Source organism: Alcanivorax sp., from assembly GCF_014762765.1.
Lineage (GTDB): Bacteria > Pseudomonadota > Gammaproteobacteria > Pseudomonadales > Alcanivoracaceae > Alcanivorax.
The window spans coordinates 35419-47565 of sequence record NZ_JABURH010000186.1 but is presented as its reverse complement, the minus strand read 5'-3'; the positions used below and the strand labels follow the sequence as shown (position 1 = coordinate 47565).

Below are 12147 nucleotides of genomic sequence, written 5' to 3'. Positions count from 1 at the left end.
CCTGTTTTTGTGGGCCGATACGCCGAATCAATCTGGCTTATTGGCCCATTCTTGAAGTCAGTAAGGCGTCCTTTTCCGCCCAGAGCTCGCCAATCCATTGCTGGAATCGGGCGCGGAACTCCGGGTCCGATTCATAGTCGCCTTCCGAGGCCCAGGCAGGGATAACGCGCTGTTGAACGATGACGTCGATATCGTTCATGGCGCCGCCGAGAAAGGCCAGCAGAGAGCGAGGAGCCTCCGGGGGGTAAATAATGGTCACATCAAGCAAATTTCGCAAATGCCCTGACATGGCATTCAGGGTGAAGGCGGCGCCGCCGGCCTTGGGTTTGAGCAGGTGTTTGTAGGGCGATTGCTGCTTGGCGTGTTTTTCCGCCTCGAAGCGGGTTCCTTCAAAAAAGTTCATCACCGAGGTGGGGAAGTAGGCAAATTTCTCGCACGCCTTGCGAGTCGTTTCCAGATCCTTGCCTTTCAGTGATGGGTTCTTTTCAATTTCAGCCCTGCTGAATCGCTTCATGAAGGGGAAATCCAGCGCCCACCAGGCCAGCCCCAGCAAGGGTACCTTGATCAATTCCTGTTTGAGGAAAAACTTCAGGAACGGAATGCGGCGGTTGGAAATGCGCTGAAGCACAAGGATATCGGCCCATGATTGGTGGTTGCACGTGACCAGGTACCACTGATCGCGATCCAGAGTATCCATGCCGGTGATGTTCCATTTCACCTGACTGGTCAGGCCAATGATGGCGTTATTGATGCCGATCCAGGTTTCGGCGATGAAGACCAGGATTTTGGACAAGACCACCTGGGATTTGTCCCCACGCAACACCAGCCGCAGCAAGGCAAAAAAGTAAAGCGGAAGGCAGAGAAGAAGGGTGTTAAGCAGGATGCCCAGCAGGGCCAGTGCGCCACGAATCTTGTGCCAGATAGTCATAACTGTCGTCGTCAATATCAGGGTAAACAGGCATGCTACCCAAAGGCTGCGGGCATGTCCCGTGTCCGTTTCGGTCATTTTTGCCGAAAATACAGGGTGTTGGGGTGTTTTCACAAAAAAAAGGCCATGCCCAACAGGCATGGCCTTGATTGACGTCGCGCCAGGGTAGCGTGTCAGTTGGCCCAGCCACTGTTGCGACGGCGACCTGACCGTGAGCGCATGATCATGCCAGCAACCAGACCGAGCAGCAAAATGCCGACCCCGGTGATCCATTGCTGGGAGGTGTTGTTGTTGCGAAGCATGACGTTTTCGCCTTTTACCTGATCCAGCTCGGAACGAAGCAGGCTCAACTCTTCGTTGAGGCGGCGGTTGGCCTGGTCCAGACGAATCGGGTCGGAGGCCACGTCCTGTAGTTGTTCCAGTTCGTTGCTGCGGGCGCTCAGGGCATTTTTAAGCTCGGATGACTGTTCTGAGAGCGCCTCGTGCTGGCCTTTGAGCTCGGCCAACTGGGTACGCAGTTTGGCGGCTTCTGCCTTGGCCTGTTCACTGGCCTGATTGGCTCGTTCCAGCAAAATTTCGGCAGTAGGGCTCTGGCTCAGATACTGTTTGCCGATGTAGCCCTCAATGTCCTTATAACGGATTTTCGCCCAGTCCCCGTTGAATCCGAGAAACTCGATGCGGGTGCCGCTCTGGATCCCGCGATGGAGAATACGGCCAGAGGGGTTGGCAGATGAGCGAATAGGTACATAGATGCTGTCATCTACCCAGGCAGTGGAGGCAACAGCCGTATGGCTGGCTACCATTATTGCCAGGAAACAAACCAGTCTTGCGAGCATGGGGGTCTTTACTCCTTCGTGTCAGGCCGCGCAGTCTAGAGAAGTCATCAGGGTTGCGGCGCTACCATAATCACATTTCGCGCTGTGGGCCGTGGTGTCTTTGTAAAAAATGGCAATCCGCCCGCCATCAGGTCAGGGCAGCACCTTCTTGAACGGCTTTACCGTGACGCCAGCGTAAACGCCGGCAGCAATGTAGGGATCGGCATCCGCCCACTGTTGGGCGGCTTCCAGTGAGGGAAATTCAGCCACGACCAAAGAGCCGGTAAAACCGGCTTCGCCGGGATCGTTGCTGTCGACAGCTGGGTGCGGGCCGGCAAGAATCAACCGTCCCTGTTCTTTGAGGGTTTCAAGGCGGGCCAGATGGTCTGCCCTGGCCTGTTTGCGCAAGGGAAGGGAGTTGGCCACGTCCTCACTGATAATCGCGTACAGCATGGTTTCGCTCTTTGTTCAGGGTTAACGGTGGTGTGCGGCCATGATCTCTTCCAGCTTCAGGCCGGTTAGTTTGCCGATGCGGCGAAACAGAAAGACCATGGCGAGAATCAGTACAATCATTGAGGGCAAGACAATAACCGGGTAGCTCAGGGCTGTCATCTTGCCCAGCTCTGCATTGAACGCCTCACTGCCCGGTGGGCTGGTCAGGATAATCCTGGCCAGCACGTAGTTGAGCACGGAAGACAGGAAAAACGAGGCCGCGACCATCCAGGAGGCCTGCTTGAGCGTTCGCTCGAAGGCGCTGAGATTGTTGTTGTCTTCCAGTCGGGCGGCGATCCTGTCGGTATCCAGCACCTTGTCGTTATAAAGAAAGGTTTTTACCAGCGGCCAGCGGGTACGCAGGGAAACCACGGTTGCGACGCCCAACAATGCGGGGATAGCGGCTTCTTTCATGGCAATGTACTTGGCGTCCAGCTCCATCAGGCTGATGCCGCCGGTCAGCAGAATGCTGACAATGCCCAGACCAGAGAAGAAATTGGCCTTGCCGTTCTGCAGCAAGTCCCGCAGGCCGTAAAGCAGGGGGAAGGCCAGCGCCACCACGATGGCCCATTTGGTGCCAAGCCAGTCATCCCCGGAGAGTTTGGCCAGGATCAGGGCAGGGATGATGATATTGATCAACAGGTTAGCCAGCAGGCTTTCCTGTTTCGGCGGCGTGGCGCTGGCCGGCTTGCCACGCTGTTCCGGGGTGTCGCTGTCGCTCATTGAGTATTCCGTTTGATCGGTTAGGGCTGCCTGGCGCCTTTAAAGATGCCGGTGCCGGGCACAAAAATGCTACCCTGCGCCTTGATTACCGTCGTAAGCCTGCCGAAGCGGGCCCGTTTGGCGGATTTGGAGTCACTGCAGACACATCGAGAACCTTGAGAGGATCTGGCTATCTCCTGTAACCACACAATCGACCTGCACAGTCACAGTACTGCGTCCGACGGTATTCTAAGCCCTGCAGCGCTGGTGTCGAGGGCTGCGGACTACGGAGTGACCTGTCTGGCGTTGACGGACCACGACACCCTGGCCGGGCTGCCGGAGGCTGGCGAGGCTGCCCGGCAGCACGAAATCAGTCTTGTGAACGGTATTGAGCTGTCCGTGCGCCACGAAAACCGCGAGTACCACGTTCTGGGGTTATGGTTGGACACGGACTGTGGACAGCTGCAGGAAAGGGTGGCCGCCCAGCAAGCGGCACGGGTAAACCGTGCCCGGGAGATTGGCCGCCGCCTGGATCGTGCAGCCACCCTGGCCAATACCTATGAGCGCACCTGCGAGCTGGCAGGCACCGATGCCCCGGGTCGCCCCTTGTTTGCTCGGTTTCTGGAAGAGACGGGCAGGGTGCGCAACCAGCGGCATGCCTTTAACCGTTACCTCAAACAGGGCCAATCCGCGTTTGTGGCCACCCCCTGGTGTACTCTTGATGAGGCCATCGCCGATATCCATGCCGCTGGCGGCACCGCGGTGCTGGCTCACCCTCAAGCCTACGGCATGACACGCAAAAAACTGCGCCAGTTTCTGGCCTGCTTCAAGGAAGCGGGCGGCGATGGCCTGGAAGTGGCCATGCCAGGGCTCTCCCCGCAACAGAGTGCACTCCTGGATGAATGCTGGCAGCACTTCGACCTGCAGGTGTCTGCCGGGTCGGACTTTCATTCGCCGGAGCAGAAATGGCTTGCGCTGGGACGACTACCGCCGGTCCCGAATGGCGCGAGGCCGGTGTGGGAAGGGAGGCTAACCAGTTGACAATTGACAGTGGATAGTTGACAGCTAAAACAATAGGTTGCGTCAATGTTTTGATGTTAGCTGTCAACTGTCAATTATCAACTATCAACTGAAATTATGACCGAAATCCTCTACATTCATCCCGAAACACCCCAGCCGCGACTAATCCGCCAGGCGGTAGACGTTATTCGCAACGGCGGGCTGATCGCCTACCCGACGGATACCACCTATGCACTGGGCTGTGGCATTGGTGAGAAGAATGCGCTGGATCGCCTGATCCGGCTGCGACAGCTGGATAAGAAGCATCAGTTCACTCTGTTGTGCCACGATCTCTCGGCTCTGGCGATTTATGCCAAGGTAGAAAACCCGGATTATCGTCTGCTCAAGTCTCACACTCCGGGTCCCTATACCTTCATCCTCAAGGGCACCACCGAAGTGCCTCGACGGTTGATGGACCCGAAAAAACGCAATATTGGTATTCGCGTGCCGGATCACCCCATCTGCCAGGCATTGTTGGCCGAGCATGGCGAGCCGATCATGACGTCGACTTGCCATCTGCCCAACGACGAATTTCCGCTCACTGACCCTCAGGATGTTCGTGATTTCCTGCAAGGACAGGTGGACCTGGTTATTGATGGCGGCTTCTGCGGTGTTACCGAAACCACCGTGATTTCCCTGGCCGACGGTGATGGCCCGGAAGTAGTGCGTGAAGGGGCTGGTCCGGTGGACAGTATTTACTGATATCCGCCTTCACTGGTCATCTTTTACCCATAGTGCCGCAAAGGGCCCGCTTGCTACTGTCCCTGATGGCCCGGTTCACCGTATAATCGCGGGCTTTCCTCCGTGCATCGCCAAAGGTGGCGTACGGATAGTCGGGTTTGTTAAGGAGTAGGCTTTGAGTTCCGTGGTTCCCTCCCAGCGAGTTGTTTCCGGCATGCGCGCCACTGGCCGTTTGCATCTGGGGCATTACCATGGCGTGCTGAAAAACTGGGCGCGTCTGCAGCACGAGTATGAGTGCTTTTTCTTCGTGGCAGATTGGCACGGGCTTACCACCGAATACGAAAACCCGCACAAGATCGAACAGCATGTCTGGGATCTGGTAATCGACTGGCTGGCCGCCGGGGTGAACCCGGGCTCGGCCACCCTGTTTATCCAGAGTCAGGTGCCGGAGCATGCGGAGCTGCACCTGCTGCTGTCCATGATGACGCCGCTATCCTGGCTGGAACGGGTGCCTACCTATAAGGACCAGCAGGAAAAGCTGCGCGAGAAGGATTTGAGTACCTACGGCTTCCTGGGTTATCCGTTGCTGCAATCTGCAGACATCCTGGCTTACCGGGCTGGGCAGGTGCCGGTGGGCGCCGATCAGGTAGCCCACGTGGAGCTGACCCGGGAAGTGGCACGGCGCTTCAACCACCTGTACGGCCGCGAGCCCGGCTTCGAGGAAGCGGTGGATGCGGCCATCAAGAAAATGGGCAAGAAGCAGGCAAAGGTGTACCTGAATCACCGTCGCCAGTACCAGGAGAAAGGTGATGAGACCTCCCTGGAAACCGCGCGTGCCCTGGTGGAAAGCCAGCAGAACATCACGCTGGGGGACAAGGAACGATTGATGGGCGACCTGGAAGGGGGCGGCAAGGTGATTCTGCCCGAGCCTCAGGCACTGTTGACACCGGCCTCCAAGATGCCGGGGCTGGATGGGCAGAAAATGTCCAAGTCCTACGGCAACTTTATCACCATGCGTGAAGAGGAGGCGGATATCGACAGCAAGATCCGCCGCATGCCTACAGACCCGGCCCGGGTTCGCCGTACCGACCCAGGCAATCCGGATAACTGCCCGGTGTGGCAGTTCCATATGGTCTATTCCGATGATAACACCCGTCAGTGGGTGAAAGAGGGCTGCACCAGCGCCGGCATCGGCTGTCTGGACTGCAAGAAGCCTGTCATCGAGGCGGTTCAGGCAGAGCTGGAGCCGATCCGCAAGCGCGCCGAGGAGCACCTGCGCAACCCGGATCTGGTGCGCACCCTGGTCGCCGAAGGTTGTGAGGAAGCCCGCGAGGCCGCCCGCGCCACCCTGGAAGAAGTCCGTGCCGCCATGGGGCTCAATTACCGCTGAGGCGCCCTGGGCGTTCTCGGGAGAGAGACATGACTGAACCGGCAGAACCTACAGTCACACCCGTCATGAAGCCGCTGCATCCCAGCCAGGCCGAGATGCCCTTTGGTTTGATGTATGGCAAGGCCATCACCAAGTTGCCGGACGATCTGTACATTCCGCCGGATGCGCTGGAAGTTTTCCTGGAAGCGTTTGAAGGCCCGCTGGATCTGCTGCTGTACCTGATCAAGCGCCAGAATCTGGATATTCTCGATATCCCGGTCTCCACTATTACCACCCAGTACATGGAATACGTGGAACTGATGAAGGCCATGAATTTCGAGCTGGCGGCGGAATACCTGGTGATGGCCGCCATGCTTGGGGAGATCAAGTCGCGCATGTTGCTGCCTCGCCAGAAAGACGACGAGGAAGAAGAGGAGCATGACCCGCGGGCTGAGCTGATTCGTCGCCTGCAGGAATACGAACGCTTCAAGCAGGCAGCGGAAGATATCGACGGGTTGCCTCGACTGGAAAGAGACATCTTCCCGGCGGAGGCCAGGCGCCCTGAGTTTACCCGCGAAAAGGCCCAGCCGGACGTGGATATGCGTGAGCTGCTGCTGGCCCTGAAAGAGGTCATGCACCGGGCGGACATGTTCGAGAGTCACCAGGTGTCCCGGGAAAAACTGTCTACCCGCGAGCGTATGGCCAACGTGCTGGACAAACTCAAGGGCCGAGATTTTGTGCCCTTTGTGGAGTTGTTCAATCCCGAAGAAGGTCGTCTCGGTGTAGTGGTGACGTTTCTGGCTACCCTGGAGCTGGTCAAGGGCAGCCTGATTGAACTGGTACAGAACGGACCTTTTGCCCCGATTCACGTGAAGGCGAAGACACTGGTGCTGGAAGAATCCGATGTGCTGGCCCAGCTGGAGCTGGAAGACGAACCCGATGACGGCGTGGATGATGAAACCGATGCCCATGACGGAACCGAGGGGTAAGCGTGGAAGCTGAGCAGATAAAAAGAATTATCGAAGCCGCCATTCTGGTGGCTGAAGGCCCGCTGGACCGGGATGCGATCCTGTCCCTGTTTGACGAAGAAGATCGTCCCAGCAAGCAGGATCTGGGTAAATACCTGGAAGATATTGATGCGGCCTATGCCGATCGCGGCATTTTCCTGAAGGAAGTGGCGTCTGGTTTCCGCTTTCAGGCTCGCCCGGAGCTGGGGCAGTGGGTCAGTCGCCTGTGGCAGGAGAAGCCGCCCCGCTACAGTCGGGCGATTCTGGAAACTCTGGCACTGATCGCTTATCGCCAGCCCATTACCCGTGGCGAAATCGAAGAAATTCGTGGTGTTTCGGTAAGCTCGCATATCGTCAAAAGTCTGCTGGAGAGAAACTGGGTGCGTGTAGTGGGGCACCGGGACGTGCCGGGCCGACCGGCCATGTTTGCCACCACCAAGCAGTTTCTCGACTACTTTGACCTGAAGAGCCTGGAAGATCTGCCGCCGCTGTCGGAGATCCGCGATCTGGACAAGATCAACGAAGAGCTGGCCCTCAGCGATGTGCCACCGGCCAATGCGGCACCGGGTGACATGGATGAGGCGCCGGAAGGTGAAGACGGCCATAGCATGCTGGATGACGAACGCGAACCCCGGCTTCCCGGTGATCAGGAGGCCTTCCCGGGGCTGGAGCAGGAGCCAGAAATTGACGACGCTACCTTGATGAGCATGGACAAGGTGGACTCGGTCCTGACCAGCTTTGAGCATGAATTCCGCCGCAAACCGGGAGCCGACAAGGAAGAGTCGGAGGGCACCGGCAAGGAAACCATGGCCGCAGAGGCCGATACGACCGACAATAGCCCTATTAATGACGCTGACGGCACAGATGCCGCTGCGAATGACAGTGCAGAGGACAGCCAGACACGTCATGACTGAGACTGAAAAATTGCAGAAAGTGCTGGCGCGAGCTGGCTTGGGCTCCCGTCGGGAGCTGGAAAAATGGATTGCTGATGGCCGGGTTTCGGTCAACGGCACTGTGGCAACCCTGGGCGACCGGGTTGGCAATGAAGACACCCTACGTGTGGATGGCAGGATTATTAAAGTGAAGCCGGAAGAAGATATCGTTCAGCGCGTGATCATGTACCACAAGCCACCCGGCGAAGTGTGCTCACGCAACGATCCGGAAGGGCGCCCCACGGTGTTTGATAATCTGCCGCGCCTGCAGGGCATGCGCTGGGTGCAGGTAGGGCGTCTGGACATCAATACTACCGGCCTGCTGCTGTTCACCACCGATGGCGAGCTGGCGCATCGTCTGATGCATCCGTCCAACGGCTTCGTACGAGAGTATGCAGTACGAGTGCGCGGAGGCATGACCCCGGAAAAGCGTCAGGCCATGCTCGATGGCGTGTTGCTTGAAGATGGCGTATCGAAGTTTGACAGCATCGAGGATGCCGGGGGTGCGGAAGAGGGCGCCAACCACTGGTACAAGGTGACACTGACCGGGGGTAAATACCGGGAAGTGCGCCGTCTGTTCCAGTCTCAGGATCTGGATGTAGCCCGACTGATGCGAATTCGCTTTGGCGACCTGACGCTGCCGCCGCAGCTACGCCAGGGTCGCTGGATGGAACTGGAAGCCGAGCAAATCCAGGCCCTGATCGGCAAGGTGGAGCTGAAGGGCAAGAAATACACCGGCCTCTACGGTCGCGCCCGCCTGCGCCACCAACGCACCGGCAGCAAACCACCCCGCAAGGCCCGCGGTCCTTACCGCCGTTAAGTTGCACCTGTAGGAGCGCCTCTCGAGGCGCGAGTCGCCGAATTATGCCAATCGGGGTTCGCGCCTCATACCCGCAGGGCACAGAGAGCGGCGCTCCTACGGCAGCCTCATCAAGCGCCCTACCAGCGCGGGTAGCGCTGTCTCCACTCTGAGAATTCGCGTCCCGAAGCTGTGGCAGGCAAAATCTTGCCGCTGCAGCATCTCCACTTCGTAGTCAGTCCAGCCGCCCTCCGGGCCGATGGCCAGAGTGACAGGTTCGCTCAGATCGCAGGGCATGGCCGGGTAGTCGCCAGGATGGGCGAGGAGGCGGCGGCCGGGGCCTGCCCAGGTGTCCAGATCATCTTCCACGAACGGCTTGAAACGCGGGGCGAGAACCAGCTCCGGCAGTGTGGTATCGCGGGCTTGCTCCAGTCCCAGCAGCATTTTCTCGCGAAGCAAATCGGCTTTCAGGTTGGGGGTCTGCCAGTAGCTCTTGTCCACCTTCCAGCTATTGATCAGCACGATACGCTTTATGCCAAGACTGCTAGCATCAATCAGGATGCGCTTGAGCATCTTGGGGCGGGGCAGCGCCAGCAACAGTGAAAGTGGTAGAGGAGGAGGGCTATGAGAATCTTCTTTAAATGAAACTTGTATTTCATTGTTTTTAAATGATTCTATCTCTGCTTTTCCCATGCCGCCATCAACGATCCCGGCCCGGCAGCTGTCACCCTCCGCCAATCCCAGAATGTCGCGCACATGCCGGCACTGGCGCTCGTCCAGCTGCCAGAGATCGCCATGAAGGTGTTGGTGAGGGTGCAGTAACAGCAGATTCATGGCGCGGATTATCGCACAGCCTGACCGGGAATCCGCGCGGAAATCGCCGAATAAGAGTGACGTAAATCGCTGTTTACTTGGCTGTTCTCGCCCTTTGCCTGGTCATCTGGTCTTGCTAGATTGCTCACATTGCACAACCAGCCCATTCGACTGCGTCAGGACATCCCTGGTATGTGGCTGGGTTTTGGCCTGCTGGTAACTGGCGACGCCTTCAGGCCGCTGGTAGAGTGTGCCGCCCGTTCACCCGTTCGATTAACTGTTCAAGTGTGGAGAATTTCATGCAGTTTCAGGGTACTGACCAATATGTGGCCACCGACGACCTGAAAATGGCCGTTAACGCAGCGATCGCCCTCAAGCGCCCGTTGCTGATCAAGGGTGAGCCGGGTACCGGCAAGACCCTGTTGGCAGAACAGGTGGCCGAGTCCCTGGACCTGCCACTGCTGTCCTGGAATATCAAATCCACCACCAAGGCCCAGCAGGGCCTGTACGAGTACGATGCGGTGTCGCGCCTGCGTGACTCTCAGCTCGGCGCCGAAGGGGTGGAAGATGTGGCCAACTACCTGAAAAAAGGCAAGCTGTGGGAAGCCTTTACCCATGAAGGCCAGGTGGTGCTGCTGATCGACGAGATCGACAAGGCCGACATCGAGTTCCCCAACGACCTTCTGCAGGAACTGGATCGCATGGAGTTCTTCGTCTACGAGACCGGGGAAACCATCCGCGCCGAGCAGCGCCCGATCGTGATCATTACCTCCAACAACGAGAAAGAGCTGCCTGACGCCTTCCTGCGTCGCTGCTTCTTCCATTACATCAATTTCCCCGATGCCCAGACCATGCAGGCCATCGTGGATGTGCATTTCCCGGAGATCAAAAAGAACCTGGTCACCGAGGCCCTGGAAATCTTCTTCGATCTGCGCAAGGTGCCCGGACTGAAGAAGAAGCCGTCCACCAGTGAGCTGATCGACTGGCTCAAGCTGCTCATGGCCGACGATATTCCGGCGGATATCCTGCGAAACCGGGATACCAAGAGTGCCGTGCCGCCGCTTTATGGCGCGTTGCTGAAAAACGAGTCGGACGTCCAGCTGCTTGAGCGCCTGGCGTTCATGAACCGTCGCGAAAGCTAACCGCAGCGCTGACTGATTATGCTGATTGGTTTCTTCGAAAATCTGCGCCGCTACCGGGTCCCGGTGACCCTGCGTGAGCTGCTGGACCTCTTTGATGCCCTCCAGGCCCATGTGGCCTTCGGTTCCATCGAGGATTTCTACCTGCTGAGCCGGGCGGTGATGGTCAAGGACGAAAAGTTCTATGACCGCTTCGATCAGGCCTTTGCCAATTACTTCGAGGGGCTGGAAAACCTGGAGCCGGACTGGCTCAACAAGGTGATTCCGGATGAGTGGCTGCGCAAGGAGCTGGAGAAGAACCTGAGCCCGGAAGAGTTCGAGAAACTCAAGGGCCTGGGCAGCCTGGAAAAGATCATGGACGAGCTGCGCAAGCGGCTCGAAGAGCAGGAAAAGCGGCACCAGGGCGGCAACAAGTGGGTCGGCACCGGCGGCACCAGCCCCTTCGGCGGCTATGGCGCTAACCCGGAAGGGGTGCGCATGGTGGGGCCGTCGCGTAACAAGCGGGCGGTAAAAGTCTGGGAAAAGCGGGAATTCCGCAACCTGGACGATTCCGTAGAGCTGGGCACGCGTAACATCAAGCTGGCCCTGCGTCGCCTGCGCAAGTTTGCCCGCATCGGTCGTGAAGAAGAGCTGGATATGGATGACACCATCCGATCCACTGCGCGCAATGCCGGCCTGCTCGATATCAAGATGCGTCCGCAGAAGGAAAACCGGGTCAAAGTGCTGATCTTCTTAGATGTGGGCGGCTCCATGGACCCGTACATCAAACTCTGCGAAGAGCTGTTCTCCGCCGCCCGGCTGGAGTTCAAGCACATGGAGTATTTCTACTTCCACAACTTCATTTATGAATATGTGTGGAAGGACAATCGCCGTCGCTGGGACGAGAAGATTTCCACCTGGGATGTGTTGCACAAGTATGGCAGCGACTACAAGGTAATCTTTGTCGGCGATGCGGCCATGAGCCCCTACGAAGTGAATTCCGTGGGTGGCAGCGTGGAGCACTGGAACGAGGAGCCCGGTGCGGTCTGGTTCCAGCGCGTCATGGAAACCTACGAAAAGGTGGCCTGGCTCAACCCCGAACCGGAGCGGGCCTGGCAGATGACCACCTCCACCCAGTGGATCAAGCAACTCAGTGAACACAAGATGTACCCGCTCACCATTGAAGGCCTGGAAAAGGCCATGCGTTACCTGAGCAAGTAATGGTCTTTTTGTAGAAGGCTGCCTGCAGCCGAACCGCCGCGATCCGGTTTGTCTGCAGGCAAGTTATTCACTGCGCCCCTCAAAAGCAAAAATCTGCATTCCGCTCGTCTGCCCACCCACGTATTTTGCCGCAATAAACAATTCGTCTAGTAGCGGCAGCAGTCCTGCATCCGTATTCTTCGCGCTTTTCGCGTTTCACGCCCCGGACAGC

At 58.0% G+C, this 12147-nt stretch carries 13 protein-coding genes; 8 read left to right on the top strand and 5 right to left on the bottom strand.

What is annotated here, in order from left to right; translation table 11 throughout:
• Positions 1 to 37: 37 nt before the first annotated feature.
• The 4 genes from HUJ17_RS14175 to HUJ17_RS14160 all read right to left on the bottom strand — a co-directional run bounded on the left by HUJ17_RS14175 (position 38) and on the right by HUJ17_RS14160 (position 2958).
• Positions 38 to 928 (bottom strand): acyltransferase, encoded by an 891-nt coding sequence (locus tag HUJ17_RS14175; RefSeq protein WP_290511300.1) that lies wholly within the window; start codon positions 926 to 928, stop codon positions 38 to 40.
• A 173-nt stretch (positions 929 to 1101) separates the two neighbouring features.
• Positions 1102 to 1764, bottom strand: a complete 663-nt coding sequence (locus HUJ17_RS14170; RefSeq protein WP_290511299.1) for a TIGR04211 family SH3 domain-containing protein — start codon at positions 1762 to 1764, stop codon at positions 1102 to 1104.
• Positions 1765 to 1896: 132 nt separating this feature from the next.
• Positions 1897 to 2196 (bottom strand): YciI family protein, encoded by a 300-nt coding sequence (locus HUJ17_RS14165; protein ID WP_290511298.1) that lies wholly within the window; start codon positions 2194 to 2196, stop codon positions 1897 to 1899.
• A 21-nt stretch (positions 2197 to 2217) separates the two neighbouring features.
• Positions 2218 to 2958, bottom strand: coding sequence for a VC0807 family protein (locus HUJ17_RS14160; RefSeq protein WP_290511297.1), 741 nt, complete (start codon positions 2956 to 2958; stop codon positions 2218 to 2220).
• Positions 2959 to 3123: 165 nt separating this feature from the next.
• Between HUJ17_RS14160 and HUJ17_RS14155 the strand changes: the two genes are divergently transcribed.
• The 6 genes from HUJ17_RS14155 (at position 3124) to rluB (ending at position 8805) form a co-directional block, all read left to right on the top strand.
• Positions 3124 to 3978 carry a PHP domain-containing protein gene (locus HUJ17_RS14155; protein WP_366471185.1) on the top strand — a complete coding sequence of 285 codons (855 nt, stop codon included), beginning with the start codon at positions 3124 to 3126 and terminating at the stop codon, positions 3976 to 3978.
• A 96-nt stretch (positions 3979 to 4074) separates the two neighbouring features.
• A complete protein-coding gene (locus HUJ17_RS14150) occupies positions 4075 to 4698 on the top strand; it encodes an L-threonylcarbamoyladenylate synthase (protein WP_063509324.1) in 624 nt (207 codons plus the stop codon).
• A gap of 154 nt (positions 4699 to 4852) precedes the next feature.
• Entirely contained in the window at positions 4853 to 6067 is a 1215-nt protein-coding gene (locus HUJ17_RS14145) for a tryptophan--tRNA ligase (RefSeq protein ID WP_290511296.1), read from the top strand.
• A 29-nt stretch (positions 6068 to 6096) separates the two neighbouring features.
• Positions 6097 to 7035: a ScpA family protein gene (locus HUJ17_RS14140; protein WP_300145982.1), complete on the top strand. Its 939-nt coding sequence runs from the start codon at positions 6097 to 6099 to the stop codon at positions 7033 to 7035.
• A 2-nt stretch (positions 7036 to 7037) separates the two neighbouring features.
• Positions 7038 to 7967, top strand: coding sequence for an SMC-Scp complex subunit ScpB (gene scpB, locus HUJ17_RS14135; protein WP_290511295.1), 930 nt, complete (start codon positions 7038 to 7040; stop codon positions 7965 to 7967).
• On the top strand, positions 7960 to 8805 hold the full coding sequence (gene rluB / locus HUJ17_RS14130; protein ID WP_290511294.1) for a 23S rRNA pseudouridine(2605) synthase RluB: 846 nt from the start codon (positions 7960 to 7962) through the stop codon (positions 8803 to 8805). Before scpB ends, rluB begins: the two co-directional genes overlap by 8 nt.
• Before the next feature lie 96 nt (positions 8806 to 8901).
• Here rluB and HUJ17_RS14125 read toward each other — a convergent pair whose 3' ends face one another.
• Positions 8902 to 9618: a 16S rRNA (uracil(1498)-N(3))-methyltransferase gene (locus tag HUJ17_RS14125; protein ID WP_290511293.1), complete on the bottom strand. Its 717-nt coding sequence runs from the start codon at positions 9616 to 9618 to the stop codon at positions 8902 to 8904.
• A gap of 278 nt (positions 9619 to 9896) precedes the next feature.
• Here HUJ17_RS14125 and HUJ17_RS14120 point away from each other — a divergent pair, with 278 nt between their 5' ends.
• Both HUJ17_RS14120 and HUJ17_RS14115 read left to right on the top strand, forming a co-directional pair.
• Positions 9897 to 10739, top strand: a complete 843-nt coding sequence (locus HUJ17_RS14120) for a MoxR family ATPase (RefSeq protein WP_290511292.1) — start codon at positions 9897 to 9899, stop codon at positions 10737 to 10739.
• 18 nt (positions 10740 to 10757) lie between these two features.
• Positions 10758 to 11936, top strand: a complete 1179-nt coding sequence (locus HUJ17_RS14115; RefSeq protein ID WP_290511291.1) for a VWA domain-containing protein — start codon at positions 10758 to 10760, stop codon at positions 11934 to 11936.
• Positions 11937 to 12147 lie beyond the last annotated feature (211 nt).

Coding starts and splice junctions, on each gene's coding strand:
- HUJ17_RS14175 (WP_290511300.1), bottom strand. CDS start 928: ATGACTATCTGGCACAAGATTCGTGGCGCACTGGCCCTGCTGGGCATC.
- HUJ17_RS14170 (WP_290511299.1), bottom strand. CDS start 1,764: ATGCTCGCAAGACTGGTTTGTTTCCTGGCAATAATGGTAGCCAGCCAT.
- HUJ17_RS14165 (WP_290511298.1), bottom strand. CDS start 2,196: ATGCTGTACGCGATTATCAGTGAGGACGTGGCCAACTCCCTTCCCTTG.
- HUJ17_RS14160 (WP_290511297.1), bottom strand. CDS start 2,958: ATGAGCGACAGCGACACCCCGGAACAGCGTGGCAAGCCGGCCAGCGCC.
- HUJ17_RS14150 (WP_063509324.1), top strand. CDS start 4,075: ATGACCGAAATCCTCTACATTCATCCCGAAACACCCCAGCCGCGACTA.
- HUJ17_RS14140 (WP_300145982.1), top strand. CDS start 6,097: ATGACTGAACCGGCAGAACCTACAGTCACACCCGTCATGAAGCCGCTG.
- rluB (WP_290511294.1), top strand. CDS start 7,960: ATGACTGAGACTGAAAAATTGCAGAAAGTGCTGGCGCGAGCTGGCTTG.
- HUJ17_RS14125 (WP_290511293.1), bottom strand. CDS start 9,618: ATGAATCTGCTGTTACTGCACCCTCACCAACACCTTCATGGCGATCTC.
- HUJ17_RS14120 (WP_290511292.1), top strand. CDS start 9,897: ATGCAGTTTCAGGGTACTGACCAATATGTGGCCACCGACGACCTGAAA.
- HUJ17_RS14115 (WP_290511291.1), top strand. CDS start 10,758: ATGCTGATTGGTTTCTTCGAAAATCTGCGCCGCTACCGGGTCCCGGTG.